The sequence below is a fragment of the Methylocystis rosea genome (assembly GCF_003855495.1).
GTDB lineage: Bacteria > Pseudomonadota > Alphaproteobacteria > Rhizobiales > Beijerinckiaceae > Methylocystis > Methylocystis rosea_A.
Map to the genome: position 1 here is coordinate 1,840,491 of NZ_CP034086.1, position 26,344 is coordinate 1,866,834.

At 62.8% G+C, this 26,344-nt stretch carries 23 protein-coding genes; 13 read left to right on the forward strand and 10 right to left on the reverse strand.

Annotation, left to right across the window (positions count from 1 at the left end; translation table 11 throughout):
* Nucleotides 1-320: 320 nt before the first annotated feature.
* Together pqqA and EHO51_RS09000 are read left to right on the forward strand one after the other, a co-directional pair.
* Nucleotides 321-398, forward strand: coding sequence for a pyrroloquinoline quinone precursor peptide PqqA (pqqA, locus tag EHO51_RS21385; protein ID WP_083481414.1), 78 nt, complete (start codon nt 321-323; stop codon nt 396-398).
* Nucleotides 399-532: 134 nt separating this feature from the next.
* Nucleotides 533-1,594: a cytochrome-c peroxidase gene (locus EHO51_RS09000; RefSeq protein ID WP_124738599.1), complete on the forward strand. Its 1,062-nt coding sequence runs from the start codon at nt 533-535 to the stop codon at nt 1,592-1,594.
* Between the two features lie 194 nt (nt 1,595-1,788).
* On the opposite strand, the gene EHO51_RS09005 is transcribed toward EHO51_RS09000, so the two are convergent.
* Entirely contained in the window at nt 1,789-2,409 is a 621-nt protein-coding gene (locus tag EHO51_RS09005) for a response regulator (RefSeq protein ID WP_124738600.1), read from the reverse strand.
* Nucleotides 2,410-2,516: 107 nt separating this feature from the next.
* Here EHO51_RS09005 and EHO51_RS09010 point away from each other — a divergent pair, with 107 nt between their 5' ends.
* The 8 genes from EHO51_RS09010 (at nt 2,517) to EHO51_RS09045 (ending at nt 11,979) form a co-directional block, all read left to right on the forward strand.
* Nucleotides 2,517-3,857: an ATP-binding protein gene (locus EHO51_RS09010; protein WP_124738601.1), complete on the forward strand. Its 1,341-nt coding sequence runs from the start codon at nt 2,517-2,519 to the stop codon at nt 3,855-3,857.
* A gap of 132 nt (nt 3,858-3,989) precedes the next feature.
* Nucleotides 3,990-4,718, forward strand: a complete 729-nt coding sequence (locus EHO51_RS09015) for a DUF1614 domain-containing protein (RefSeq protein ID WP_124738602.1) — start codon at nt 3,990-3,992, stop codon at nt 4,716-4,718.
* A gap of 320 nt (nt 4,719-5,038) precedes the next feature.
* Nucleotides 5,039-7,438, forward strand: coding sequence for a TonB-dependent receptor (locus EHO51_RS09020; RefSeq protein WP_124738603.1), 2,400 nt, complete (start codon nt 5,039-5,041; stop codon nt 7,436-7,438).
* Nucleotides 7,439-7,529: 91 nt separating this feature from the next.
* Nucleotides 7,530-7,931, forward strand: coding sequence for an EF-hand domain-containing protein (locus tag EHO51_RS09025; protein ID WP_124738604.1), 402 nt, complete (start codon nt 7,530-7,532; stop codon nt 7,929-7,931).
* A 65-nt stretch (nt 7,932-7,996) separates the two neighbouring features.
* Nucleotides 7,997-9,175 carry an ABC transporter substrate-binding protein gene (locus EHO51_RS09030; RefSeq protein ID WP_124738605.1) on the forward strand — a complete coding sequence of 393 codons (1,179 nt, stop codon included), beginning with the start codon at nt 7,997-7,999 and terminating at the stop codon, nt 9,173-9,175.
* Between the two features lie 131 nt (nt 9,176-9,306).
* Complete coding sequence (locus EHO51_RS09035) at nt 9,307-10,260, forward strand: YVTN family beta-propeller repeat protein (protein ID WP_124738606.1); 954 nt, start codon at nt 9,307-9,309, stop codon at nt 10,258-10,260.
* Nucleotides 10,261-10,405: 145 nt separating this feature from the next.
* Nucleotides 10,406-11,152: an ATP-binding cassette domain-containing protein gene (locus tag EHO51_RS09040; RefSeq protein WP_124738607.1), complete on the forward strand. Its 747-nt coding sequence runs from the start codon at nt 10,406-10,408 to the stop codon at nt 11,150-11,152.
* Entirely contained in the window at nt 11,149-11,979 is an 831-nt protein-coding gene (locus EHO51_RS09045) for an ABC transporter permease (RefSeq protein WP_124738608.1), read from the forward strand. Before EHO51_RS09040 ends, EHO51_RS09045 begins: the two co-directional genes overlap by 4 nt.
* Nucleotides 11,980-12,012: 33 nt before the next feature.
* Here EHO51_RS09045 and EHO51_RS09050 read toward each other — a convergent pair whose 3' ends face one another.
* From EHO51_RS09050 to EHO51_RS09070, 5 genes are all read right to left on the reverse strand, one after another.
* Nucleotides 12,013-12,918, reverse strand: coding sequence for a hypothetical protein (locus EHO51_RS09050; protein WP_124738609.1), 906 nt, complete (start codon nt 12,916-12,918; stop codon nt 12,013-12,015).
* A 56-nt stretch (nt 12,919-12,974) separates the two neighbouring features.
* Nucleotides 12,975-13,502 (reverse strand): translation initiation factor IF-3, encoded by a 528-nt coding sequence (gene infC / locus EHO51_RS09055; protein ID WP_018408763.1) that lies wholly within the window; start codon nt 13,500-13,502, stop codon nt 12,975-12,977.
* A 180-nt stretch (nt 13,503-13,682) separates the two neighbouring features.
* A complete protein-coding gene (locus EHO51_RS09060; protein WP_124738610.1) occupies nt 13,683-14,561 on the reverse strand; it encodes an alpha/beta fold hydrolase in 879 nt (292 codons plus the stop codon).
* Complete coding sequence (locus EHO51_RS09065) at nt 14,558-14,782, reverse strand: FmdB family zinc ribbon protein (protein WP_164479372.1); 225 nt, start codon at nt 14,780-14,782, stop codon at nt 14,558-14,560. The genes EHO51_RS09060 and EHO51_RS09065 overlap by 4 nt, the downstream gene beginning before the upstream one ends.
* Before the next feature lie 38 nt (nt 14,783-14,820).
* Nucleotides 14,821-15,432 (reverse strand): hypothetical protein, encoded by a 612-nt coding sequence (locus tag EHO51_RS09070; RefSeq protein ID WP_124738612.1) that lies wholly within the window; start codon nt 15,430-15,432, stop codon nt 14,821-14,823.
* 71 nt (nt 15,433-15,503) lie between these two features.
* Here EHO51_RS09070 and EHO51_RS09075 point away from each other — a divergent pair, with 71 nt between their 5' ends.
* Entirely contained in the window at nt 15,504-17,243 is a 1,740-nt protein-coding gene (locus EHO51_RS09075) for an acyl-CoA dehydrogenase (RefSeq protein WP_124738613.1), read from the forward strand.
* 142 nt (nt 17,244-17,385) lie between these two features.
* Here the strand turns inward: EHO51_RS09075 and EHO51_RS09080 are convergent, their stop codons facing one another.
* Both EHO51_RS09080 and EHO51_RS09085 read right to left on the reverse strand, forming a co-directional pair.
* A complete protein-coding gene (locus EHO51_RS09080) occupies nt 17,386-18,852 on the reverse strand; it encodes a glycerol-3-phosphate dehydrogenase (RefSeq protein WP_124738614.1) in 1,467 nt (488 codons plus the stop codon).
* A gap of 36 nt (nt 18,853-18,888) precedes the next feature.
* The gene (locus EHO51_RS09085; protein ID WP_124738615.1) at nt 18,889-20,238 is read right to left on the reverse strand and encodes a DEAD/DEAH box helicase; all 1,350 of its coding nucleotides are present in this window, start codon (nt 20,236-20,238) and stop codon (nt 18,889-18,891) included.
* 284 nt (nt 20,239-20,522) lie between these two features.
* Here EHO51_RS09085 and EHO51_RS09090 point away from each other — a divergent pair, with 284 nt between their 5' ends.
* Both EHO51_RS09090 and EHO51_RS09095 read left to right on the forward strand, forming a co-directional pair.
* Entirely contained in the window at nt 20,523-21,236 is a 714-nt protein-coding gene (locus EHO51_RS09090; RefSeq protein WP_124738616.1) for an MgtC/SapB family protein, read from the forward strand.
* 175 nt (nt 21,237-21,411) lie between these two features.
* Nucleotides 21,412-23,034, forward strand: coding sequence for an ABC-F family ATP-binding cassette domain-containing protein (locus EHO51_RS09095; RefSeq protein ID WP_124738617.1), 1,623 nt, complete (start codon nt 21,412-21,414; stop codon nt 23,032-23,034).
* 72 nt (nt 23,035-23,106) lie between these two features.
* Here EHO51_RS09095 and EHO51_RS09100 read toward each other — a convergent pair whose 3' ends face one another.
* Together EHO51_RS09100 and EHO51_RS09105 are read right to left on the reverse strand one after the other, a co-directional pair.
* Complete coding sequence (locus EHO51_RS09100; protein ID WP_124738618.1) at nt 23,107-24,687, reverse strand: hybrid sensor histidine kinase/response regulator; 1,581 nt, start codon at nt 24,685-24,687, stop codon at nt 23,107-23,109.
* Nucleotides 24,684-26,168: an ATPase domain-containing protein gene (locus EHO51_RS09105; RefSeq protein ID WP_245434530.1), complete on the reverse strand. Its 1,485-nt coding sequence runs from the start codon at nt 26,166-26,168 to the stop codon at nt 24,684-24,686. The genes EHO51_RS09100 and EHO51_RS09105 overlap by 4 nt, the downstream gene beginning before the upstream one ends.
* Between the last annotated feature and the right edge of the window lie 176 nt (nt 26,169-26,344).

Sequence of the window (26,344 nt, forward strand, 5' to 3'; positions counted from 1 at the left end):
CCAAGCTTGAAAGCTTAACGGCGAAGTGAGCGCTATCCATTTGTTTTTTAGCGCCTACTCGCCGAGCCGGGCGGCTCCTCCCGCGTTTTGCTTATGCCTATCAGCCGTCACGGCGACTGTCGAGACGTTCGGCTGCGTCATTTGCATTAGAGGCCCCACAGAAGCGTTCGGCTGTCGTCGCCAGCGGCCGATATTGTGCGCCGCATCCCATTTGCGAAGCAGCGGCGATCATGTTAAATGCTGCGCCGAGCTTAAACCTGCGGGCGTGACACGCCACATAAGCAGGCAGAGCCGTAGAGAGTCCTAATACGGAGGAAAAAATGGCCTGGACGACTCCCGTGATTGTCGAAGTCTGCGTCGGCATGGAAATCACCAGCTACGAGTCCGCCGAGATCTAATTCGGCGCGGCTTTCGCTGTGCCGAAGCCGCCAACGAATTCCAAAAATCGAGCCGGCAAGAAGAGCGCTGCGCAAAGCGGTAGCGCTTTTCGTTTCGCCGGCTCGAATCATTTTGGCCAGAGTCGGCGAGGCTAATGGCCACGAACAGGAGCGTCGACTTGCGCGCGCCTTCTTTCCTCATCGCTCTCGTTGCTCCCCTCTTCATCGCTGCGATCGCCCAGGCGGAACCTCCGAACGCGAAGACGCTTCTCGAGGACGCGAAACAAAATTTCCAGCCGATCGTCGTTCCCTCCCCTGGCAATGATTCGGTGACGGCGGCGCGAATCGAGCTTGGTCGCCGATTGTTTTTCGAAAGCCGCGTGTCGATGGACGGCAACGTCAGTTGCGCGCATTGCCATTTGCCGGAGAAGCAGGCGAGCGACGGGCTGCCGAAGGCGATCGGCGTGTTCGGCAAGGAAAATCCGCGCAACGCGCCGTCGATCTTCAACGCCGCGCTGAATTTCAAACAGCATTGGCGCGGCGATCGCGAGTCGCTCGAAGACCAGGCGGAGAAATCGCTGCTCGGCCCTGCGAGCTTCGGCAATCCCGATCAAGCGACGGCGATGAGCAAGCTCAAGGCGATTCCCGCCTATGCCGGCGCCTTCGCCAAAGCGTTTCCCGGCGACAAGGACCCGATCAATTCGAAGAATTGGGGCGTCGCGGTCGGCGCCTTCGAGCGCACGCTGCTGACGCCCTCGAAGTTCGACGCCTTCCTCATGGGCGACGCTTCGGCGCTGACGAAGCAAGAGGCGGCGGGGCTGCGCAAATTCATCGATCTTGGCTGCGCCTCTTGCCACAATGGCGCGGGCGTCGGCGGCAACTCCTTCCAAAAATTTGGCGTTGTGAGCGACTACTGGAAAGAAACCGGAGTCACGACGCCCGACAAGGGTCGCGCCGACGTCACCAAAAATGATGCGGACCTCTATGTCTTCAAGGTCGCGAGTCTGCGCAACGTCACGCAGACGGCGCCCTATTTCCACGACGGGTCCGTCGCCGACCTGACCAAAGCCGTGAAAATCATGGGCAAGACGCAGCTCGGGCAGGATCTGTCGGAGAAGGATGCGGCCGACATTGTCGCCTTTCTCGGCGCGCTGACCGGACCGGTTCCGGCGAGTTATACTGCGCCGGAACTCTATCCGGACGCGCAAGGAAATTAGGCGTGGACGCACCCTCCCCTTGAGGGGGAGGGTCGCATTGCAAAGCAATGCGGGGTGGGGTGACGACGCAAAAACCATTTGAGAAAGAATGCGTCTCGCCTCCCGAACTCAACTGCGAGGACTTGCGGCCCTGCGCCACCCCACCCCGCGCTTCGCGCCGACCCTCCCCCTCAAGGGGAGGGTGAATGCGCGTCTTACGTCAACTTGTGTTCGAGCGCGATGCGCATCAGCTCCATCGGCGTGCGGGCGCCAAGCTTTCGTTTCATGATCGAGCAGCTGTTGGCGATCGTCTTGTAGGAGACTTGAGTCGCATCGGCGATCTCGGCCATCCCGAGCCCGCGCCCGAGCATTCGCAAAATCTCCAATTCACGCGCGGTCAACGCGGAGAGCGGACTGGCCGCCGCGCCGCTCTTTTCGAAGGCGAGCTGATTGGCGATTTTAGGCATCAGAAAAACGCCGCCGGAAGCTACCTCGCGCACGGCTGTGAGCAAGAGATAGGGATCGTCGTTCTTCGTCACATAGCCCTTTGCGCCCATCTGAATCGCGCGCGCGGCAAAAATCGGGTCGTCGTTCATGCTGAAGACGACGATGCGGGCATGTGGATCAGTCTCGAGAATCCGCCGCGTCAACTCAAATCCCGAAACCCCCGGCAGGCCGATGTCGACGACTGTCACGTCGGGCTTTTGCGCCACGAAAACGCTAAGACCCGTCTCCGCGTCTCGCGCGTCGACGACGTCGATGTCGCCCTCACCGGCGAGCATCGCTGCGCAGCCGGAAACGATGATCGGATGGTCGTCGACGATAAGAACGCGCATAATCGGTCATGGCTCCAAGTATCCCGGGCCTGCCAACGGCAGGCGGCAAAACATTGCAGGCATTGGGGCCTATCGTAAAGTCGCACGCTTCTCTAGAGAATTGGCCCATGCTTCGAAGGCTCTCCCTGCGCCTTCGCCTGTCGCTGCTGCTCGGCGTCGTGCTCGCGCTGGGACTGGCGCTCGGCGTCGGCCTGCTCGTATTGCATGCGGGCGCGCGCGTTCGCGCCGAAGCCGACGGCGCGACGCGCCTTGCGCGCGAACTCGTAGAAGCGACGCTAACGCGACTTGACGCGGCGCCAGACCCGGAGGCGGAGATCGGGCGACTTCTCGCCGACGCGCGGCGGCTGCGCCATGTTCGCGTCACGCTCGCCGGAGAGGAGACGCACGCGCGGGAGGACGTCGACCGCGCGCCGCAGTGGTTCACCCGGCTCGTGCTGCCGAACGCCGCTGTGACCCGAATCGAAACCGGCCGGGGGGCCGCGATCATGATCGCTTCCAATCCCGCGGATGAGATCGCCGAAATTTGGCAGGAGATCGTTTGGCTCGCGATCGGCGGCGCGGGAATCGCCGTCGCCGCCTTCGCGCTCGTTTCACTCGCCGTGTCGCGAACGCTGCGTCCGGTCGCCACGCTCGCGGAGGGCCTGCAGCGTCTCGAGCGCGGCGAACATTCGATGCGCGTTCCCGCCGATGGTTCTCCGGAGTTCGTCATCATCGCCGAACGGATCAACGCGTTGGCGGCGACGCTGCAACGGCTCGACGACGAAAATCGCAGGCTCGTGCGGCGCATGATCCATGTGCAGGACGAAGAGCGCAAAGACATCGCCCGCGACCTGCATGACGAGATCGGCCCTTTTCTTTTCACTGTGCGCGCCGGCGTTGGCGCATTGGCGCGCCGGGCGACCGCGCCGGGCGCAGACCCGATCCGACTCGCAGAAGATTGCGCCCGCATCGACGCACAGATCGCCGCTCTGCAACAGGTCAACAGACGCATTCTGGGACGGCTGCGTCCCGCCGCCCTCGAGGAGATGGGACTTGCCGACGCGTTAGAGGCGCTGGCGCAAGGCTGGCGCGACGCCAATCCGAAGGTCGCCATCGCACTTTCGCTCGACGGCGCCTCCGGGGACATCGAAGAAGCGACCGCGCTCACCGCCTATCGCATCGTGCAGGAAGCGCTCGCCAATGCGTTAAAGCATTCGGGCGCCAATCGGGTCGAGGTTGCCGTCATGCGGTCGACGGGCGCATTGCATATTGTCGTGCGGGACAATGGGGCCGGCCTCCAAACGACGCGTTCCGCGTCCTCGAGCGGTCTCGGTTTGCGCGGCATGAGCGAACGAGTCGGCGCGCTCGGCGGCGCGCTCACGCTTGCGAACGACGCAATGGGCGGCGCGCGGCTGACCGCGTCGCTGCCGATGCGCGAGGGCGGAACGGCGCAGCACGACCCGCTATGAGGTCAAGCCAAGGGGCGCGCAACGTCTCGCTTGAGCTCGCCAATGTTCGCCTATGTGCGCTCAACTCGACCAGCGTCGCGTCGCCCCTATATGCGCCTTGACGGTCAACGCACCGCATCCATGGGGTCGCGCGTGTACTCACAACATGTTGACTATCTCCCGCTGCCGCCCATCCTCTACGCGGTCTTCACGGGCGCGCTCATCGCGCTGTTCCTGCTGATCCAGTTTGGCGTGCTTCGCTATGCTTTCGGCCGCATCGGCCTGAGTTCGAAATATGCGACGCTCCTCTTGCTCGCGTCGCTTCTGGGAAGCTATGTGAACATTCCGGTTGCGCATTTCACCCAGGAACGCGTCGTTCCTCAAGAAATGGTCGACGATTTTGGCGGGCGCTATGTCGTCCCAGAGGTCGTCAACTGGCCGGGAATGATATTGGCCGTCAATGTCGGCGGCGCCGTTATTCCACTGTTGCTTTCGATCTATTTGCTCGCCCGTAATCGCATCTGGATCGTGGCGGCGCTTGCGACGGCGATCGTCGCTGTGGTCGTCCATTACTTTGCGCGGATTGTGCCCGGCGCCGGCATTAGCGTGCCGATCCTGGCGCCGCCGCTGGTGTCGGCGGCTCTCGCGATTTTGCTGTCGCGCGATTTCGCCGCGCCGGTCGCCTATGTCAGCGGCAGTCTCGGCACGCTCATCGGCGCCGACTTGCTCAATCTTGATAAGATAGAGGGCATCGGGACGCCGATCGTTTCGTTTGGCGGCGCCGGAACATTCGACGGCATTTTCGTCACGGGAATTCTTGCCGTTCTGATCGCGAGCCTGCCCTTGCGGCGGAAAGCCACTGGCGTTTCGGCGACGACATAATCTGATCTGCGCGAGCCGATGCCAGCCTGCGAGCCAGCGTGTTCGACGCGCTCGACGGCGATTTTGCGCCGGACAAACACATTATCCCACCGGTATTCGGCTGTTGACGCTGGCGCGCGCGGCCATTCGCGCTCGTCGCGCGGTCGGGATATCTTCCCGAAACATACGGGAATGTATCCGCAGATTTCCGTTATTTTTCAGAAGTGTAGCCGTCGCGCAACAGACGGGAAATATTGCCGGTTTGTCGCCTTGCGCCACTACCGGCCGCGAGCCTCATAGCTATAAGTCGTTCAACAGGATTGAATGTTCCAGGGCTCTCAATGCGCTACGTCAAGCAGGTCTCGCTCATCGCTCTTTGCGCTTCTCTCGCCACAACAGCCCGCGCGCAGCAGGCATTGCCGACGATCGAGGTAGGAGGCGCGCCTCTGCGTTCGACCGCGCGGCCGCCTGTGCAGACGACGCCCTCGACCCAGCGCGCGCCGGCAGGTCGTGCGTCGGTGACGTCAGCGCCTGCGACGCCTGCTCTGCCGGCGTCTCCCATCGTGCGTTACGCTGTTCCAGCGGCGACCTATACGATCACCGGCAATGAGCTGCAGAACACGCGCGCGTTCAATCTCCCGGAGAACCTTGTTCGTCAGGCGCCCGGAGTCACCGTCAATGACGTGGCAGGCGGACCGTTCCTGCCGGAAATCGATTTCCGCGGCTTCGTCGCCTCGCCCATCGCCGGAACGCCACAAGGCCTCGCCGTTTATCAGAACGGCATTCGCATCAACGAAGCCTGGGGCGACAACGTCTATTGGGACATGATCCCGAGCGTGGCGATTGATCGCTTCACGCTCGTGACCGGCAACCCGCTGTTCGGCCTCAACGCCATCGGCGGCGCCGTTACGCTCGACATGAAAAACGGCTTCACGTGGCAGGGGTTCGAGCTCGACGGGCGCTTCGGCAGCCGCGGCCGCCGCCAAGCATCGATGCAGCACGGCCTCATCTCTGGGCCGTTCGCCACCTACATGGCGATGGAGGCGCTTGGCGACGACGGCTACCGCCAGTTTTCCGGCGCGCACATCAAGCGCTTCTATGGCGATGTCGGCTACCGCGGCGAGAGCGGCGAGATCCACGCCAATGTGACGCTCGCCAATAATAAGTTCGGCGTTTCAGGTCCGGCGCCGGTCGATCTCACCAATCTCGACGAAAGCGCGGTCTTCACAACGCCGCAGACGATCAAGAACACGCTCTCGATGTTCGACATCAATGGCGTGTTTCAGGCGACGCCGACCTGGAAGCTCTTCGGCGACATGCATTACCGCGCCTTCGATCAAGCGAGGGTCGACGGCAATACGACGGAATTCGAATGCGAAGTCGACGAGTCGCTGTGCGAGAGCGACGCCGGCGACACAAACATCCCCAATTTCTTCAACGGGCAGGTCGCTCTGGGGGCGATCGATAGAACCTGGACGCGGTCGCGCACCGTCGGCGGCACGGTGCAGGTCACGAACGAGGATCTCTATTTCGGCTTCCACAACAAGATCACCTTTGGCGTCAGCTACGATCATGGCTGGACCGCCTTCTCCGCCAATGAGGAACTGGGCATCATTCAGCCCAATCTCGTCGTCGGGGGTTTCGGCTACATTGTCGAAGAGCAGGCGACCGGCATCTCCAGCGTCTCTGTGCGTGCGGCGAACGATTATCTCGGCGTCTATGCGCTCGATTCGCTGGATTTGACCGACGATCTAAAGGTCACAGCGGGCGCCCGTTTCAACCGCGCCAACATCGCGCTCTACGACATGAGAGGAACGACGCTGAACGGCAATGGCGTCTTCACCCGCATCAATCCAGTCGCGGGCCTGACCTACAAAATACTGCCGAACGTCTCCGCCTACGCCAGCTACTCCGAGGCGAACCGCGCGCCAACGCCGCTCGAACTCGGCTGCGCCGATCCCAACCGGCCCTGTCTTATCGACAACTTCCTCGTCGCCGATCCGCCGCTGAAGCAGGTGGAGGCGCAAACGATCGAAGCCGGATTTCGGGGGGATATTGCCGTTCCGACGATCCTGCCCGCCTATGCCGATGCGCTGCCCGGCAATCTCAACTGGAGCCTTGGCGTCTTCCGCACCTATAGTTTCAATGACATTCTGAGCGTGCCGAGCGCGATCAACGGCCGCGGCTATTTCACCAACGCTGGCACGACTCTACGCCAGGGGATCGAATCGTCCTTCCGCTACACGACCGAACGGGTGAACGCCTTTTTGAACTACACGCACACGGACGCGACATTCCGCTCGACGATCGTGCTCGGCGCGCCCGATAATCCGCTGACCGGGACTTTTGGGACCGGCGGCTCCATCCTGGTGACGCCTGGCGCAAATCTGACCTCAGTGCCGCGTCACCGCTTCAAGGCCGGGATTGATTTCGCCGTGACCCCGCTGTGGAAAGTCGGCGCCGACTTCCAATATTCGTCCGGTCCGTATATTCGCGGCGACGAAATCAACCTCGCCGGAAGGTTGCCGTCGTACGGCATTCTCAATTTTCGCACGTCGTATCAGCTTGGCCCGAACATCCAGGTCTACGGCCTGCTCGAAAATGTCACCAACACCCGAGCGCGCAGCTTCGGCACGTTTTTCGACACGAATGACATCTCCTTTCTCGCCTTCAACAATCCGCGCATGGTCTCGATCGGCCCGCCGCTGGGCGTCTATGGGGGCGTGAAGATCACCTACTGACGCCAGAGCGCAGGAATGTCGCGGGCCGCTAGCCGGCTCGGCGGCGCCCGCGCTATATTGGGTGCGATGGCCTTACTCAAAGGAGTCGCACATGAAGAAAGCATTGCTATTCGGCGCGCTCGCGCTTGCTGGCGTCACGGCGTTGCCGGCGACGTCCGCGCTCGCCAAGGCGGCCGGCCCCGTCGCCGCGCTCGACACCGACGATGATGGAACTGTCGATCTCAAGGAAATCAACAAGTCTGCGACTGATCTCTTTGCGAGTCTCGAGAAGGACGCTGACGGAACGGTCGACCTCAAAGAGATGAAAGGCCGCGTCTCGAAGAAGGACTTTAAAACAGCCGATCCGGACAATGACGGCACGCTTTCAAAGGACGAATTTCTGACGATGGTCTCCGTCATGTTCAAGGATGCGGATCCCGACAATGACGGCACGCTCGACGCCAAGGAGCTCGCATCCAAGAAGGGTAAGGCGCTGCTGCGCGTGACACGGTGAATCCAGGAAGGCGCGCGGGCTCTGAAGAACTTGATCCTGCGCGCCAAAGCGGCCATCTAGGCAATATGAAAAGCTTGGTCGTCGCCGTCTGTTTCGTGCTTTTCGCCGCGCCGGTCGCGGCTGAAACGGTCAACGTCAAAGTCGGCGTCCTACGCGAAACGCACGCCCGAGAAACCCTCTCTATTCTCGATATTCCGGCCGCCGACGATACGCTCGCCGGGGCGCTGATGGGCGCAGCCGACAACAACACCACAGGCAAATTCACCAACCAGACGTTCGAGGCGATCGACGCCAGGCTCGAGGACGGCGAGGACGTCATGGCGGCCCTCGACGCGCTTCTGGACAAGGGCGCCCTGTTCATCATCGCCGATCTTTCGCCCGATCGTCTGCTTGCCGCTTCCGAGCGCGCGAAGCCGAAAGGCGCCCTGCTTTTTAATGTCTCCGCGACGGATGACAGGCTTCGCGAAAATGACTGCCGCGCCAATGTCATCCATGTCGCGCCGACGCGTTCGATGCTCGCTGATGGCCTCGCGCAATATCTCATCTGGAAGCAATGGCGCCGCTGGCTCCTCATCAAGGGCTCGCATCCCGAAGACGAACTTTTGGCGCAAGCCTTCCGCAACAGCGCCAAGAAATTCGGCGCAAAGATCGTCGAGGAACGCGTCTATGAAGACACCGGCGGCGGACGCCGCAGCGACTCCGGTTCGGTGCAGACCCAGCGGCAAATTCCTGTCCTGACGCAGAACGCGCCAGCCTATGACGTGCTGGTCGCCGCGGACGAGACCGAGGTCTTCGGGGGCTATCTTCCCTACCGCACCTGGGACCCGCGTCCTGTGGCAGGGTCAGGCGGACTTATGCCAACAAGCTGGAACGCCTCCCATGAGCAATGGGGCGCGCTTCAGCTGCAGAACCGTTTCACCCAGACGTTCAGGCGCCTGATGAATGTGCGAGACAATGCGGCGTGGCTCGCCATGCGGATGATTGGCGAAGCCGCAACGCGCACCGGGTCGAACGACCCCGAGAAGCTCCGCCTCTACCTGCTCGGCAACGACTTCTCCATCGCCGCATTCAAAGGCGTGCGGCTTACGTTGCGGCCCTGGAACCAGCAATTGCGCCAGCCGATACTGCTTTCCGACGGACGGATGATCGTCTCGGTTTCGCCGCAGGAAGGCTTTCTCCATCAAACGAGCGAACTCGACACGCTTGGAGCCGATCAGCCGGAGTCGAAATGCAAATTGCAGTGAAGAACGCCCCCTCCCCACCCCTCCCCCGCTGCCGCGGGAGAGGGAGCAGATTCGGCCTCTCGCTCCTTTTCGCGAAACGCCGATCGTTAGCGTCCCCTCTCCCGCGAAGCGGGGGAGGGACAGGGAGGGGGTTGTGGGTCGCGGCGCTGCTCGCAACTTTGATCGCGCCCGCCCACGCCTATAAGGCGTACGTCAGCAACGAGAAGGGCAATTCCATCACCGTCCTCGATACGGAGAAGCTGGAAGCGACAGCGACCGTGAAGGTCGGCCGACGCCCGCGCGGCATTGCGCTCAACAAGGACGGCTCCGAACTCTATATCTGCGCCGGCGACGACGACGCCATTCAAGTGCTCGACACGAAGACGCTCAAGGTCACCGGAAAGCTGCCCTCGGGCCCGGATCCCGAGCTCCTGGCGCTCAGTCCTGATGGCGACGTGATTTATGTCTCGAATGAAAACGACAATCTCGTCACGCTGATCGACGTGAAGAAGAAAGAGATGATCGGCGACATTCCCGTGGGCGTCGAACCCGAGGGCATGGCGATCAGTCCCGACGGCAAGCTGCTCGTCAACACATCGGAAACGACCAATATGGCGCATCTGATCGACACGCAGTCGAAGCAGATCGTCGCGAATATTCTGGTCGATGCGCGGCCGAGATTTGCGGAGTTCAAGAAGGACGGGTCGGAGCTTTGGGTATCCTCGGAAGTCGGCGGGACGGTCGCGATCATCGACCCCGCGAAACGCGAGTTGAAGCAGAAGATAAGCTTCGACATTCCGGCGATGTCGAAAGAAGCGATACAGCCGATCGGCATTTCGTTCACGCGCGACGGAAAACGCGCCTTCGTCGCGCTGGGGCCGGCCAATCGCATTGCGGTGATCGACGCCGAGACAAAAAAAGTCGAAAAATATCTGCTCGTCGGTCAGCGCGTCTGGCACCTCGCTTTCACGCCGGACGAAAAATATCTGCTCACCGCCAATGGCGTCTCAAACGACGTCTCGGTGATCGACGTCGCATCGCTCAAAGTGGTGAAATCGATCCCGGTCGGCGCTTTCCCTTGGGGCGTCGTCGTGGCGCCGCAATGAGTGTAAACCTTCGCGCCTGTCATTCCCGACGCGCGGAGCGCGATCGGGAATCCAGAGCCGCGATCGGCGCTGTTGGCCGCGGCTCTGGATTCCCGGTCATTCGCTTCGCGAATGCCGGGAATGACAATCCTGTCGGAGCGCCGCAATGACCCCCGCGCTCGCAATCAGAAACGTCAGCCACGCCTATGGGGCGCGCAAGGCGCTCGACGACGTCAGCTTTTCCGTGCCGGCCGGCAGCTTCACGGTGCTGCTTGGATTGAACGGCGCGGGCAAGAGCACGCTGTTCTCGCTGATCACGCGGCTCTATGCCGCGCGCCACGGCGAGATCGAGATATTTGGCCACAATGTCATGCGCGAGCCCGGCGCAGCGCTGCGCCAGCTTGGCGTCGTCTTTCAGGCGCGCACGCTCGATCTCGAACTCAGCGTGATGCAAAATCTCCTCTATCACGCAGCCCTGCACGGCATCGGCCCGATCGACGCGCGCCGCCTTGGACAGGCGGCGCTATCGCGCGCGGGCCTTGCGGACCGCGCCAAGGACAAGGCCCGCTCCCTGTCTGGGGGACAGATGCGCCGCGTCGAAATTGCGCGCGCGCTGCTGCATGATCCGCGGCTGCTGCTTCTCGATGAGCCGACAGTCGGGCTCGACATCAAAGCCCGCGCCGATCTCCTCGCGCTTGTCCGCGGTCTGGTGCGCGATCAACATCTCGGCGTTTTGTGGACCACGCATCTCGTCGACGAGATCGCCGACGATGATCAGGTGATCATTCTGCATCATGGTAAGGTTCTGGCGACGGGACGCGCCGCCGAGATCGTCGCGGCGCAAGGCGCGGCAAATATCGGCGACGCTTTCGCGCGCATCGCCGGGATCGGCCAGGAGAAGCTTTCGGCATGAGCGAAATTGCTACGCCAAGAGGCTTCACCCTTCGCCAATATCTCATCTGTCTCTCGGGAGTCGTCTGGCGCGAGGGCCTGCGCTTTCTGCATCAGCGCGAACGCTTCGTCTCGGCGCTGGTGCGCCCGCTCGTCTGGCTCTTTATTTTCGCGGCGGGCTTCCGGCAGGTGCTCGGCGTTTCGATCATCCCGCCTTACGAAACTTACGTTCTCTACGAGGTCTATATCGCGCCCGGCCTGATGGCGATGATCCAGCTCTTCAACGGCATGCAGTCTTCGCTCTCGATGGTCTACGACCGCGAAATGGGCAGCATGCGCACGCTGCTCGTCTCACCCTTTCCGCGCTGGTTTCTGCTCGGCTCCAAACTTCTGGCCGGCGTCGCCGTCTCGATACTGCAGGTCTACGCTTTCCTGGTGATCGCCTATTTCTGGGAAATCGAGCCGCCGACGAAATGGGGCTATCTCACCCTGCTGCCGGCGCTCGCGCTCAGCGGCCTGATGCTCGGCGCGCTCGGCATGCTGCTGTCATCGCTGATCAAACAGCTCGAAAACTTCGCCGGCGTGATGAATTTCGTGATCTTTCCGATGTTCTTCGCGTCCTCCGCGCTCTACCCGCTGTGGCGCGTGAAGGAGTCGAGCCCCTGGCTCTATTACGTGTGCGAGGTTAATCCGTTCACGCATGCGGTCGAACTGATCCGCTTCGCCTTTTATGAGAAAGTCGAGTGGACGTCGCTCGCGATTGTCTTCGCCTACACGAGCGCGTTCCTGGTGGCGGCCATACTCGCTTATGATCCAGGACGCGGCATGTTGATGCGCAGGGGCGGTTGAACGATGATTTAGTCTGGCGCGTCGGCGCCGCGACTATTTCTTCTCGTCCTTCTTCGTGTTCTCCGCCGCGGCCTCTTCGACCACCCCAGGCGGCAGTTTGACGCCAGTGGCGAGCTGCGCGCCAAGCGCGATGGCGCGGGCTTCCGTCAGTCTCAAGGCGCAATAGCCGAAATCCGGCTCGCGCGCATAGGACCGGCACACTTCCTCGCGCCAGGAGGAGAAGCCCGCCTGCTCCTTCACAATGAAGTTGCGGATGGCTTTTTCCTTCTTGTACTGATCGTAAAGCGCGCGGAACGTGCTTCGTAACGTCTTCTCGACGCGCGCGCGGGCGCCGAGCATCTCTTCGCCCTTCTTGGGGTCGATTTCATCCGCGCTCATTCCCCAGAGACCCTCGGGATCGGCGCGGCAACCCGCGTCCTTCAGTTCACAGGCCTTGCCCTCGTTGGTGACGAGAATCGCGCCGTCGAGAACGTCGAATGTGAAGGCGCAGGCTGGAAATGCGATCTGATAGCGCCGCAATCCGGTCTCGCTCTGGCGGGCCGTGAGCTTCAACGGCGTTCCGGCCACTTCGACTCGGCAGGCTTCGCCGGAGCGCCGCAAATCATCCCCGACGAGCGTCAGCTTGGCGACCTGCAGGTCTGCTCCGGCGCGGGAGAATTCTATGGCGCTGCCCTCGCCGTCGCGTTTGATGATTTTTCCGACGATCGCGTCTTCGGCGGGCGCCTTGGGCATGATGGCCGGCCCTGCGGCCGCTCCCATCTCGCCGCCGACGCTTCTTTTCTTTGTGGGACTGGCGACCGTCCCTTCGGGAGTCGGCGCGACCGCCCCCGGGAGCACAAGCTGCGCTCTGGCCGTCGGGACGGCCGCAGCGATCAGCGCCGCCACGCCGAGAACGCAAGCGTGACGCGCGGTCAGAGTGCGAAACCAAGATTCAAACATAGCGATCGCCACCCCTCGGGCCGCAGCCCGGCCCTGCCCTTGCGGCGAGACGCGCGCTATCGAGGCGCCAGCACCATCACCATCTGCCGTCCTTCCATGGACGGTTCGAGTTCGACCTTGGCCAGCGTGGCGGTCTCAGCCTTCACGCGCGACAAAAGCCGATAGCCAATGTCCTGATGCGCGATTTCGCGGCCGCGAAAGCGAAGGGTGACCTTGACCTTGTCGCCTTCTTCGAAGAAGCGGCGCACGGCTTTCATTTTCACGCCGTAATCATGGTCGTCGATGCCGGGCCGAAGCTTTATTTCCTTAACCTCGACGACTTTCTGCTTTTTGCGGGCCTCGGCGGCCTTCTTTTGCTCGGCGAAGCGAAAACGCCCGTAATCAAGAATTTTGCAGACGGGGGGCGTGGAATTGGGCGCGATCTCGACGAGATCGAGTCCCGCCGCTTCGGCGATGCCCAGCGCGTCCGGCAATTGGATGACGCCGTGATTTTTCCCCTCGGAATCGATTAGCTGCACTTCTCGCGCGCGAATTTCCCGATTGATGCGCGGCCCTTCCTTCTGGGGGGCTGCGATGCTCTTCATTGGACGGCGAATGGATCATCTCCTTCTCTTGGTCAAAAGCCGGCCGCTGAGCCAAAGACGCAAAAAGCGACCGCCGGACGCAGGGGTCCGGGACCATTGAACAGATTCCCACGCCAGCGCGCCAAGTCAACCGTTACTGGCCCCGGCACGCTGCTTTTTGCGACAGGAAGGTCGAATATTTTAAACAAAGTCCAAAATCAGCTCGTTAACTTTTTCCGGCGCGTCTTCGGGCGTCCAATGCGACACGCCTGGCAGCCGTTCGATCCGGAGATCGCGAACATAGCATTCCGTGCCGTCAAGACAGGACTCGCCAAGCGCCACATCCTGCATCCCCCAGACCACAAGCGTCGGCGCATCTATCGGTTCATCGAGGTCTTCCGCCGCCAGAATGTCACGTCCGGCGGCGCGATACCAATTGAGCATGGCGCTGGCGGCGCCCGGCGCCGCGACATTGGCGCGGTAGATGTCCATCGCCTCTTTTGAAAAGACGCCGTCCCGGCCTGCGGCCCGTTGCATCAGCCACGCGGCGCCGGCGCCGCGCCGCGCGGACATCAGTCGTTCAGGCAGCCAGGGCAGCTGGAAGAAGGCCGCATAGGCGGACTTCAGCTTCTGTCTCCATTCCTGTTCGAGCGCGCGCCGGAAGCACAGGGGATGCGGAATGTTCAGAACGACGAGAGCGTCGATCGGCCGCAGCTTGCGAATGGCGACGACCCAGGCGACGAAACCGCCCCAGTCATGGCCGACAAGCGAGACCGAGGCGGGATTGGCGGCGTCGATCAATCCGGCGACGTCGGCTGTGAGCGCCTCTAGGGAATAGGCGTCTTTCTCCACGGGGCGCGTTGTCGCGCCATAGCCGCGCTGATTGACCGCCCAAACGCGATATCCGGCGGCCGCGAGCGGTCCGATGAGATGACGCCACATGACGGCGTGCTGGGGAAAGCCGTGCAGGAGCAGCGCGAGCCGATCGCCCGCGCCGGCCTCGAAAACCTCGAACTCAATTCCGTTGGCTGGAACGACCAGGCGACGCGCCCCGAGCAGAGTCGCCGCCGCGGACGTCACACCTGTCCCGCCAACGCGGGGCAACTTGGACAGGGCGCGCCGCCCGCCATCGCGGCGCAGCTCTCCGCAGGCTCGCCGCCAGCGGCGGGTCGCGCGATGAGCGACAACTGGCGCTCAACATGGGCGCCGCCGCACGCGGGGCATTCGGGAATCTCATCGAAACGCGACAGAGTCTCGAACTGATGCGCGCAGTCACTGCAGCGATAGGCGAAAAGCGGCATTTGTCCCTCGGATCCGCCGAATTGATGATCCGCCGATTTTACCGGCCGGCGCGCCTCGCGCAAGGCGGCGATTCGACATAGGCGAGCATCCAGCGCGCCCGCCGCGCAACGGCGGGATCGCCGTGCGCCGCTCGACTCCGCAGCTCCTCTCGCAAGCCCGGGTGGTTGACCTTTGCGGCCAGTCGGCAATAGCGCCGAAATTCCTGCGACGCGCGCCGCTCGACGATCGCGAGAGCAACCGCGCGCAGGCGCTTCGCCTGATGCTCGGTCAGCGCCATGCGGTTGATGAAACGAATGAGATCGGCCTTGGCGTAGCCGGAGCCAAAAAACATCGGATCGGCTTCAAGAAAGCGAATCACGCCCTCGAGCCCACGCGCGTCGCCTGCTTTCAGTCGTTCGAGATCCTCTCCGAAATCACCCGGATAGGCGAGGCGCAGTGCGTCACGAAAGCGGGCGATCGCCGCCTTCCAGGCGATGGTCGCAGGATCGTTCTCGTCATTGCGATTCTCGAGTCGCGCGAAAGTGCGGCCGATTTCCTGATGCGCCGCGCGCGCCGCCGCCGCCCGCTCCTCGTAATTGAAGCTCCATTTCTTCCCCATACTTCTGTGAATGCCGGACCCATGAGGCGAAATATGCGTTTTGACGCACATGGAGGAGATGGCCCGCGCGTTCGCACTGGCGCGCTAGATTCCGTGCAACGATTCGGATTGGAGAATATCGGATGACCTACCGCGCGCCGCTCGACGACATTGTTTTCGCGCTTCGCCTCGCGGCCGGCGAAGGCGCCATCGAGGCCGACGGCGTCTACCGCGACCTCGCCGACGGCGTCGCCGAACAGACGCTGGCCGAGGCGGCCAAATTCGCCGAACAGGTTCTGCTGCCGCTCGATCAGATCGGCGATCGCGTGGGCGCGACATACGCCAATGGCGCCGTCACGACGCCTCCCGGCTGGCGTGAAGCCTATGCGCAATGGAGGGATGGCGGCTGGAACGCCATCGCGGCCGGCGAGAACTATGGCGGGCTGGATCTCCCTGCCCTGCTCAACGCTGGCTGCACGGAGATCTGGAACGCCGCCAACATGGCTTTCGCCGTCTGCCCGCTGCTCGGGCATGGCGCGACCGAGGCGATGGAGGCGCATGCGAGCGACGCGCTGAAGGAGACCTATCTGCGCAGAATCGTCAGCGGCGAATGGACCGCGACGATGAATCTGACGGAGCCCGGCGCCGGCTCAGATCTCGGATTGATGCGCACCCGCGCTGAACGCGCGCCCGACGGCTCCTATCGTCTCTTCGGCCAGAAGATCTTCATCACCTATGGCGAGCATGATCTTGCGCCCAATATCGTGCATCTCGTCCTGGCGCGCCTTCCCGACGCTCCCGCCGGCACGCGCGGCATTTCGCTGTTCCTGGCGCCGAAATTCCTGCCCGACGAGACGGGCAGCTTCACGCGGCGCAACGATGTGCGGTGCGCCGGCATCGAACACAAGCTCGGAATCCATGGCTCGCCGACCTGCACGATGATCTATGGCGATGAAGACGGCGCCGTCGCCTATCTCCTTGGCGAGGAGAACAAGGGCCTCGCCTGCATGTTCACCATGATGAACAACGCCCGCCTCTCCGTCGGGCTGCAAGGCGTGGCGCTCGCCGAACGCGCGACGCAAATGGCGCTCGGATACGCGCGCGAGCGCAAGCAGGGGCGCACGCCCGGCGCCAAGGAGACCAGCGCGATCATCGAGCATCCGGACGTCGCGCGCATGCTGCTGACCATGGCGAGTTCAACGGCGGCGGCTCGGGCGATCTGCTACGAGACGGCCGCCGCGATTGATCGCGCGCATCGTGAAAGCGATCCCGCACGCGCATCGGCGGCGCATGAACGCGCCTCTCTCCTGACGCCCGTCGCCAAGGCGTTTTCGACCGATATCGCCAATGAGACGACGTCGCTCGCGGTGCAGGTCTTCGGCGGCATGGGCTATATCGAGGAGACCGGCGTCGCGCAGCTGATGCGCGACGCGCGCATCTGCGCCATCTACGAAGGCACGAACGGCATTCAGGCGATTGATCTCGTCACGCGCAAGATCCGCGGCGGCGACGGCGTGGCGCTCGCGCGCGAGATCGACGACATGCGCGCCATCGCCGGCGAAGCCGATGTCGCGCGCGAGGCGCTGCGCAAGAGCGTCGAGGCGCTGGCGGAGGCGAGCGCGTTTTTGACGAAAGCCGAACTCGCCGGCGCGCTTGCCGGCGCCACGCCCTATCTGCGCCTCTTCGCGCTGGCCCGCGGCGCGACGCTGCTCGTGAAGGGGGCGACGCGCGCGAAGCGCGAAGCCGATCCGAATGCGGCGCGCTACGCCGCGCTCGCCCGCTTCTTCGCCGAAAACGTCGCGGTCGCCGCGCCGGGATTGGCGAAGACCGTGATCGACGGCGGCGCATCGGTGAACGAGTCGCATGCGGCGCTTGGGGAGTGAGGGAATCCGGAAGGCAGTCCAACGACGTCATGGCCGGCCTTGTGCCGGCCATCCACGCCAGGACATCGCGGAGCGATCGTCACAGGACCGTGACGGCGACGCGTGGATGGCCGCGACAAGCGCGGCCATGACGTGGGAATTGTCAGGCGCCGATGAATTCCCGCAGCGCCCGCTGCTGCGCGGCGCTCATATGGAGGCCGAGCTTGGAGCGGCGCCAGAGAATGTCGTCAGCCGTGCGCGCCCATTCCTTCTCGCGCAGATAGGCGATCTCCGCCTCGGTGAGGCCGCAGCCGAAATCACGGCCAAGATCGCTCAACTCCCGGGCATCCTTCAATATCTCGAAGACTCGCGTTCCATAGGCGCGCGCAAGGCGCAGCGCCAACGCATCTCCTAAAAAGGGCTTGTCGCGTTTGAGATCGGCAAGAAAGCTGTCGAAGCCCTCCGGCATGTCGCCGCCGGGAAAGATCGCGTCGGCCGTCCAGGCGTCGCCATGCGCGGGAAGAAAGCGCGAGAGTTCACTCAGCGCATGTTCGGCAAGCCGGCGCGCGGTGGTGATCTTGCCGCCAAAGATCGACAGCGACGGCGCCGCATCTTCGGACGCGTCGAGATCGAAAGCATAGTCGCGCGTCACGACCGAAGCTTTCAGCGCCCCGTCGTCGTAAAGCGGCCGAAGCCCGGCGTAGCTGGACACAATGTCGTCGCGGGTCGCTGGAACGCGCAAGAAATGATTGAGCGAATTGAGGAGATAGTCTGTCTCCGCGTCGCTGATCGCCACGGCGCCGGGCGGACCGTCATAAGAGACGTCCGTGGTGCCGACGAGCGTGAACTCGCGCTCATAGGGGATCGCAAAGACGATGCGCCCGTCGGGGTTCTGCAGAATATAGGCCTGCGCGCCTTCGAAGAACTTTCTCAGAACGAGATGCGAGCCCTTCACGAGCCGCACATGTTTGCGCGAAGGGATGCGCAGCGCGTCTTCGATCACCTGCGACACCCAGGGGCCGGCGGCGTTGACCAGCGTGCGCGTTTGAATCGTCTCGCCGTCCGCGAGCGTTGCGCGCCAGCCGTCGCTGCGCCGTTCTGCGTGAACGAGCCTTGCGCCAACGCTGATCGTCGCGCCGCGTTCCGCCGCGTCGCGCGCGTTCAACACGACGAGGCGCGAATCATCCACCCAGCAATCGGCGTAAGTGAAGCCGACGCGGTAAGCGTCGCGTAGCGGCGCGCCGAGCGCATCCTGCGAAAGCGTCACCATATGCGAGGCTTCGAGCTGTTTGCGGCGCGCAAGGTGGTCGTAAATGAAAAGTCCGAGACGCAGCAGCCAGACGGGCCGCAGCCCTTTTTCATAGGGCAGAACGAATTTTAACGGCCAGATGATGTGCGGCGCGGCGGCGAGCAGCAGTTCGCGTTCGGCGAGCGCTTCATGCACCAGGCGAAATTCGTAGAGCTCGAGATAGCGCAGACCGCCATGGATGAGCTTCGTCGAGGCGGACGAGGTGCCTTGCGCGAGATCGCCCTGCTCGACGAGCCTGACGGCGAGGCCGCGGCCGGCGGCGTCGCGGGCGATGGCGCAGCCGTTAATGCCGCCGCCGACAATGAGAAGATCGTAGATCATGGCCGTCCTCAATTCGGAACGGCCATGACTATAGCGTTAAACCTGCGGACGGCTCGCTTGCTTATGACGCGCGCCGCCATTTGCGGGGCGCTTTTGACCATTGAAAGAGGCGCCCGGTCGCTTTGCCGCAGGACGCTGTCCCTCGCGACGCGGATGCTGCGCGCCGTTTCGATGCGCCGCCGGCGAATTCGGCCTCTTGGACGCCGGGCGCGCGGTGTCGCCGTCATCCTGGCGGGCGCCTTCGGCGCGCCGGTCAGTGAATTCAAGCGTCTGACGCGTCAGCTTTTCGATCGCGCGCAGCAGCGGCCGCTCGCCATTGTCGCAGAGCGAAATCGCCTGGCCGGTCGCGCCCGCTCGCGCGGTGCGGCCGATGCGATGCACATAGGCTTCCGCGACTTCCGGCAATTCGAAATTGACGACATGCGTCACGCCGTCGACGTCGATGCCGCGCGCGGCGATGTCGGTCGCGACAAGCACCCGCGTGCGGCCCTTGCGGAAACCGTCAAGAGCGCGCAGCCGCTGGCTCTGGCTCTTGTTGCCGTGGATCGCGTCGGCGCCGACGCCGGCGCTCTCCAGATGCTGCGCGACGCGATCGGCGCCGCGCTTGGTGCGCGTAAACACGATCGCGCGCGAAATCTCGCGGTCGTTCAACAGCTCGACGAGCAGGTCGCGCTTCGCGCCGCCCGAGACCAGATAGACATGTTGCGCGACACGCTCGGCGGTGGTCGCCGCCGGCGTCACCGAAACTTTCGTCGGATCGCGCAGCATGTCGTCCGCGAGCGCGGAGATCTCCCGCGGCATTGTCGCCGAGAACAGCAGCGTCTGGCGTTGCTTCGGCAATTTCGCGACGATCTGGCGGATCGGAACGATGAATCCGAGATCGAGCATATGGTCGGCTTCGTCGAGAACGAGCACTTCGGTCGTCCCGAGCTTCAAACGGCCGCTGCCGAGATGGTCGAGCAGACGCCCAGGCGTCGCCACCAGAACGTCGAGGCCGCGCGCCAGCATTTCATTTTGCGGACGATGCGACACGCCGCCGACGATGACGCCGACGCTTGGCCGAAAGAAATGGCCATAAGAACGGAAACTGTCGGCGATCTGCGCCGCGAGTTCGCGTGTCGGCGCGAGAATCAGCGCGCGCGCCGTGTTGGGCGCCGGGCGGCGCTTGTCGGCCAGCAGACGGTGCAGAATCGGCAGAGCGAAAGCCGCCGTCTTGCCGGTGCCGGTCTGGGCCACGCCGAGAAGGTCGCGACCTTGCAGAAGCGCAGGAATAGCCTGCGACTGGACCGGGGTGGGCGTGGTGTAGCCTTCGCGCTCAAGCGCGCGGAGCAGGATCTCGTTCAAGCCGAGATCGGAGAATGTCATCACTTCAGTTGTTGCTTTCATTTGTCGATTCGAGCCACGAGGACCGGCGAGGAGAGCGCCAGCTCAGGACCAAAAAAGAGTCGGCCCCGCGTAACGGGCCTCGGCGTGGGAAAAGGGGGCGCTCGACAGCTCGTCGACGAAAACGTCAACCTACGCGGCTGGAGCGCCTCATGCTGCGGCGCAGCGCAGTCTTCATACAGGAGCGACGCCTCAGGGTCAACTTCCGCAAGACCGCGGCGTCGGCCGCGACAAGCTTCGTCCCGCCTTCTATAAGCCGAGCAGCGGAACGCTGGTGGATCTAGCCCATGAACGCCATTGCAAATTTCGACAGCGTGGAAATTCTCAATACGTTTGTGTCGCTGCTCGTGGCGTTCGCTCTCGGGACCGCGATCGGCGCGGAGCGCCAGTATCGGCAGCGCACCGCCGGGTTGCGCATTAACGCTCTCGTCGCGCTCGGCGCGTCCGCTTTCGTCGATCTCGGCATGCGGCTCATGGGCAATCAGGGCGCGACTCAGGTGCTGGCCTATGTGGCGTCGGGCGTCGGCTTTCTCGGCGCTGGCGTGATCATCAAGGAAGGCATGAATATCCGCGGACTGAGCACGGCGGCGACCGTTTGGTGCTCGGCGGTGACCGGCGGCTTCGCCGGCGCCGATCGTCCGGCGGAAGCCTTATTGCTCGCGGGTTTCGTGCTCGCTGGCAACACGCTCCTTCGACCGCTCGTGCGTCTGATCGAACGTTCGCCCATCGACGAAACCGCGACGGAAGCGATCTATGACGTCCGCGTCACCGCGAGCGGCGCCCGACGCGACGCCATTCGGGACACTTTGATCGAGCGGCTCGAAGCCGCCTCTTATCCGATCCAGGACATTGCTGAGAACGAACGCGAAGACGACGTCGAGATCGTCGCGACCCTCGCGACGTCCAGCGCGACGGGCGGACAGCTTGACGCCGTGGTCGAGGCGCTCGCCGCCCTCGACGGCGTCTCGCACGCAACCTGGTCCTCCCGTACAAGCGACTGAAACCGCGCCGCGAGCAAGCAGCGCCGTCATCGCCCCCTGGCGAAGATCTTGACCCAGAGCGGACGTTTCCCGTCGAGGCTTAGGCAACGCTGTTTGCGGTTCGGAATGCTCTTCCGCTGGCGCGCCGCATGGCCTAATGGCTACCCAAACTTTCCTTCCCGGGCCCCCTGCACACATGATTCGTCTCGAAAACATCAGCAAACAGAACGGTCATCAGATCCTTTTCATCGAGGCCTCCGCGACGCTCCTCAAGGGCGAGAGGGTCGGCCTCGTCGGTCCCAATGGGGCCGGCAAGACGACGCTTTTCCGGATGATTGCGGGACAGGAGCATCCCGACGAGGGTCAGGTGGCCGTCGATCGGGGCGTGACCATCGGCTACTTCAATCAGGACGTCGGCGAGATGTCTGGCCGCAGCGCCGTGTCTGAAGTGATGGACGGCGCGGGTCCGGTCAGCGCGGTGGCTTCCGAGCTGAAGCAGCTGGAGGACGCCATGGTCGATCCTGACCGGGCGGACGACATGGAAGAAATCATCGAGCGTTACGGCGAGGTGCAGGGGCGCTTCGAGGAATTGGACGGCTACGCCCTGGAAGGCCGCGCGCGCGAAATCCTGGCGGGCCTGAGCTTCACTCAGGAGATGATGGACGCCGATGTCGGCGCCCTGTCGGGCGGCTGGAAAATGCGCGTGGCGCTCGCCCGCATCCTCATCATGCGCCCCGACGCCATGCTTCTCGATGAGCCGAGCAACCATCTGGATTTGGAAAGCCTGATCTGGCTGGAGGAATTCCTCAAAGCCTATGACGGCGTGCTGCTGATGACCTCGCACGACCGCGAGTTCATGAACCGCATCGTCACCAAGGTGGTGGAAATCGACGGCGGCGCGTTGACGACCTATTCGGGCAATTACGTGTTCTACGAGCAACAACGCGCGCAGAACGAGAAGCAGGCGCAGGCGCAATTTGAGCGTCAGCAGGCGATGCTCGCCAAGGAAATCAAGTTCATCGAGCGGTTCAAGGCGCGCGCATCGCACGCCGCGCAAGTGCAGAGCCGCGTGAAGAAGCTCGAGAAAATCGACAGGGTGGAGCCGCCCAAGCGCCGCCAGACGGTTTTGTTCGAATTCCCGCCAGCGCCGCGCTCCGGCGACGACGTGATCACCCTGAAGAACGTGCACAAGAGCTACGGCGCCAGGAGAATCTACGAGGGACTGAATTTTCAAGTGCGCCGCAATGAGCGGTGGTGCGTCATGGGCGTCAACGGCGCCGGCAAGTCCACGCTGTTAAAATTGGTGGCGGGCTCCTCGCTGCCGGACGACGGCGCCGTCGCGCAGGGCGGCAGCGTCAAAATGGGCTACTTCGCGCAACACGCGATGGAGTTACTGGACGGCGAGCGCACCGTGTTCCAGTCGCTGGAGGACTCGTTCCCTCAGGCAGGACAGGGCGCGCTGCGCACGTTGGCGGGCTGCTTCGGCTTCTCCGGCGACGATGTTGAGAAGAAATGCCGGGTGTTGTCAGGCGGCGAAAAAGCGCGACTCGTCATGGCGAAAATGCTTTACGACCCGCCGAACTTTCTCGTGCTGGACGAACCCACGAACCATCTCGATCTGGCGACCAAGGAGATGCTCATCACGGCGCTGTCGCAATATGAGGGCGCCATGCTGTTCGTCTCGCACGATCGTCACTTCCTGGCCGCGCTATCCAATCGGGTGCTGGAACTGACGCCCGACGGCGTTCATGTTTACGGCGGCGGCTACACCGAATATGTGGCGCGCACGGGCCATGAGGCGCCCGGTCTCCGGAGCTGACACAGCGCGCACGGCGACAAGAACTCGCACGGCGCTCAGCCGATGTGAATCTTGACGCCCCGCCTCATCTGCTCAGGTTAGTAACTCCGAGGCGAACAAATTTTCCAATTCCGAGATCTTGATCGGTTTGACGAAATGCCGGTCAAATCCAGCCTCGGCGCTTCGCTTAAAGTCCTCGGCCTGGCCCCAACCCGACAACGCTGCGACGAATAACGAATCTCCGCCGGGAAGCTGTCTGACCCTGCGCACAGTCTCGTAACCATCGATCCCGGGCATGCCGATATCGACAAAGACGATGCGGGGCTTGAATTTCGGCATGACTTCCAGCGCCTCGGCGCCGCCAGCGACGACTTGGACCTCCATCCCGAATGTGGCGATCAGCTCGCCAGTGAGTTTGCCGACAAGGAGGTCGTCGTCCACAACCAACACCTTCGTCCGAGATGCGCGGCGCTCCCTTTTATCTTTCGCAGGTTCAATGTTCGGGGCGACGGGCGCTTCACTCAACGGAAGCCGAACGATAAACTCGCTGCCCGTATCCGCGCCAGCACTATGAGCGTCAATCGTGCCTCCGTGCAGCCTTACGAGGCTGCTGGCGAGCGAGAGCCCGACGCCAATACCGCCTTGAGCCCTGCCGAGACTGTGGTCGACCTGGGTGAAGATGTCGAAAACCCGCGTCAGCATTTCGGGCGGAATTCCGACGCCGGTATCCTTGACGGAGACAACGGCGCAGTCCCCGTCCCGCGTCACCGTCACATCGATCGCGCCAGCATCCGGCGTGTATTTTGCTGCGTTGTTAAGGAGATTTGAAAACACCTGACCGAGCCGAACCGGATCGCCATCGATGAAAAGCTCTGTTGATTGTATAGAAAGCTGCTTGCGATGTTTCCCGCCCCGAAGTTTGTCGGCCCCATGTTCGAACACTTCGCGCACCAGCGAGACAAGATCCAAGCGCTCCGACTGGAGTTCTATTTTGCCGCGGGTGATGCGTGAAACATCGAGGAGCTCATCGATAATACGCGTGAGCTGCACGGTCTGCCGTTCGATCGCCGCGAGCATGTCGTCGTCGCCGCCCCCGTCGGCTGAGCGCCGCCTCTTGATGTGAACCGCGGCGCAAATCACAGCCAAAGGATTGCGCAACTCGTGGGCCAGCACCGCAAGGAACTCGTCCTTGCGACGATTAGCGGTCTGCAGCGCGTCCAGCGCGTCGCGAATGGCGTATTGCAGATGACGGGATTCAATCGCGTTCTTGAGCGCGCTGATCAGCGAGCGCTTTCGCGCAGGCCGTTCGACAAAGCCGATATTAGGACGCTTCTCAATCGTTCGCAGCGACTTCAATTCTTTTTGCGAGTGGCCGCGGGCGAGAAGCAGCACGATGGGCAGCTTGGACCACGCCGGTTCTGGACCGATCAAATCGTCCCAGGCCACTGCGCCATCGTGCGGCAATGCCTCCTCCGCTATCAGAACGCAGCCAGCGCCTTTCGCGATCTCCCGGCGTAGCTCTTCTTCGTCGCCGCAAATGAAGGTGGAGAGACCGCTTCGATTGAGCGCGTCTTCGGCGAGGGCGGCATCGCGTCCCGTTGGCGTCATAATCAGAACGCGCAGGCTATCCTCGACTCTCGGGACGACCTGCGCTGCGCCATCCGCCGCCATCATGGAAATGGAACGATGGATTCAGCCTGATACACAGGCGTCCCCGTTAGGACGCCTGTAAAGCTGGTAAGCGGCTCGCTGACGTCGACGCCGCCCGCTCTCATCGTCAGTTTCCGGATCGTGTGCTCATGTGGGCCGCTACGCTTTTTGACGATCGACAAGGCCTTGTGCAGCGCGCCGCTAAGCTCGAAAAAACGAAGCAGGAACACATTGTCGGCCAGGAAGCTGAAGTCCAGCGGCGAAAAGAGCTCCGTTCCGAAAATTCCGTGCTGTGTCAGCGTCATGATGGTGACAATCTGACGACGGCTCAGAAAGGAGAGCAACTCCCGGATGTGAAGAATAACACTTGGTTCTTCCATCGCGGATTGCAGATAGCCGTTCAGCGTGTCGATCACGACGAGCTTCACGCCCTGCTTCTCGACTCGATCCACGACCAGGTCGGCAATCTCGCCGACGCTCAGTTGAGCCGGATCAAGATGCCTGAGTTCAATGCGGCCGGCTTCAACTTCGACGCGCATGTCCAAGCCCAACCCTTCGCTGCGCCCTATATAGCTCTCCTCGCTCTCATCGAACAGAAAAACGGCGCATTTCTCGCCGCGCTTGGCCGCGGCCATCACGTAGAGCGCTGATATAGTAGATTTTCCAACGCCCGCAGGCCCAGCGATGAGCGTGTTCGAACCTCTCGGAAGCCCGCCGCCGACAAGCGCGTCGATCTCTGAATTGCCGGAGTCGAGCGCCGTCGCCGTCACGAGGCTCGGAAAGCTCTGCGCGACGAGGCGAGGGTGCACGGTCAGCCCTCCGGCGGCGAGCGTTACGTCGTGCGAGCCGCTCATATAGCTGCAGCCGCGCAGTTTACTCACGCGTAATGCGCGTCGGTCGGCCCCGTACGAAGACGGTTTTTGCCGCAATTCGATGATGCCGTCAGACAAAGTTTTGCTGCGGAGATCCTTTTCCGTCGTCGACGCTTCATCCAGCATCACCGTCGTGCAGTCGCGCGCCGCCATGAAGTCGCGAATACGTTTCAGTTGGCGCCGATGGAAGGCCGCCGTCGGCGCCAAAACGCGCAGACTCGAGATCGTATCGAGCACGAGCAGCTTCGGTCTCAACCGTTCGACTTCGGAAAAAAGATGGTCGAACGTCTCGCCGATCTCGACCTCGGCTTCCGGGAAGAGCGTGTAATCGAGCCCTTCTTCCGCGCTGGGTGGCTCCGACAGGCCCGTGATATTGATCCCGGCGAGACTCCATCCGTGCGATGCGGCGATCGAACGTAACTGTTGCGGCGACTCGGCGCTCGTCGCAAGCAGACAGCTTTCACCTGCGCGAACCGCCTGGATCAGGAACTGGAGCGCCACGGTCGTCTTGCCGCTGCCGGGCGCACCTTCGACGAGAATAAGAGCGCCGCGCGGAAGTCCGCCGTGAAGAACCCTGTCCAGCCCCGGAACGCCTGTCGCAAAACGCGGGGTTGTCTCTATCGGCACGGACACTGCGGCGCTCCAGACAATCGTGAGTGTTCAGCTTACAGCATAGCAAGTATTCGACAATGTTGCTTTCCGCAATGCTCCCACTTTCCGCGGCCGAAAAGAGCATCGCAACCGTGGCCACAATGGCGTTGAATAGGTATTCGGAAGATAAAACTCGGCTTCGCGCCTTCAACCCATCT

Excerpts from the sequence above, each read along its gene's own strand:
- pqqA (WP_083481414.1), top strand. The coding sequence starts at position 321 with ATGGCCTGGACGACTCCCGTGATTGTCGAAGTCTGCGTCGGCATGGAA.
- EHO51_RS09000 (WP_124738599.1), top strand. The coding sequence starts at position 533 with ATGGCCACGAACAGGAGCGTCGACTTGCGCGCGCCTTCTTTCCTCATC.
- EHO51_RS09005 (WP_124738600.1), bottom strand. The coding sequence starts at position 2,409 with ATGCGCGTTCTTATCGTCGACGACCATCCGATCATCGTTTCCGGCTGC.
- EHO51_RS09010 (WP_124738601.1), top strand. The coding sequence starts at position 2,517 with ATGCTTCGAAGGCTCTCCCTGCGCCTTCGCCTGTCGCTGCTGCTCGGC.
- EHO51_RS09020 (WP_124738603.1), top strand. The coding sequence starts at position 5,039 with ATGCGCTACGTCAAGCAGGTCTCGCTCATCGCTCTTTGCGCTTCTCTC.
- EHO51_RS09025 (WP_124738604.1), top strand. The coding sequence starts at position 7,530 with ATGAAGAAAGCATTGCTATTCGGCGCGCTCGCGCTTGCTGGCGTCACG.
- EHO51_RS09030 (WP_124738605.1), top strand. The coding sequence starts at position 7,997 with ATGAAAAGCTTGGTCGTCGCCGTCTGTTTCGTGCTTTTCGCCGCGCCG.
- EHO51_RS09040 (WP_124738607.1), top strand. The coding sequence starts at position 10,406 with ATGACCCCCGCGCTCGCAATCAGAAACGTCAGCCACGCCTATGGGGCG.
- EHO51_RS09045 (WP_124738608.1), top strand. The coding sequence starts at position 11,149 with ATGAGCGAAATTGCTACGCCAAGAGGCTTCACCCTTCGCCAATATCTC.
- EHO51_RS09050 (WP_124738609.1), bottom strand. The coding sequence starts at position 12,918 with ATGTTTGAATCTTGGTTTCGCACTCTGACCGCGCGTCACGCTTGCGTT.
- infC (WP_018408763.1), bottom strand. The coding sequence starts at position 13,502 with ATGAAGAGCATCGCAGCCCCCCAGAAGGAAGGGCCGCGCATCAATCGG.
- EHO51_RS09065 (WP_164479372.1), bottom strand. The coding sequence starts at position 14,782 with ATGCCGCTTTTCGCCTATCGCTGCAGTGACTGCGCGCATCAGTTCGAG.
- EHO51_RS09070 (WP_124738612.1), bottom strand. The coding sequence starts at position 15,432 with ATGTGCGTCAAAACGCATATTTCGCCTCATGGGTCCGGCATTCACAGA.
- EHO51_RS09075 (WP_124738613.1), top strand. The coding sequence starts at position 15,504 with ATGACCTACCGCGCGCCGCTCGACGACATTGTTTTCGCGCTTCGCCTC.
- EHO51_RS09080 (WP_124738614.1), bottom strand. The coding sequence starts at position 18,852 with ATGATCTACGATCTTCTCATTGTCGGCGGCGGCATTAACGGCTGCGCC.
- EHO51_RS09085 (WP_124738615.1), bottom strand. The coding sequence starts at position 20,238 with ATGAAAGCAACAACTGAAGTGATGACATTCTCCGATCTCGGCTTGAAC.
- EHO51_RS09090 (WP_124738616.1), top strand. The coding sequence starts at position 20,523 with ATGAACGCCATTGCAAATTTCGACAGCGTGGAAATTCTCAATACGTTT.
- EHO51_RS09095 (WP_124738617.1), top strand. The coding sequence starts at position 21,412 with ATGATTCGTCTCGAAAACATCAGCAAACAGAACGGTCATCAGATCCTT.
- EHO51_RS09100 (WP_124738618.1), bottom strand. The coding sequence starts at position 24,687 with ATGATGGCGGCGGATGGCGCAGCGCAGGTCGTCCCGAGAGTCGAGGAT.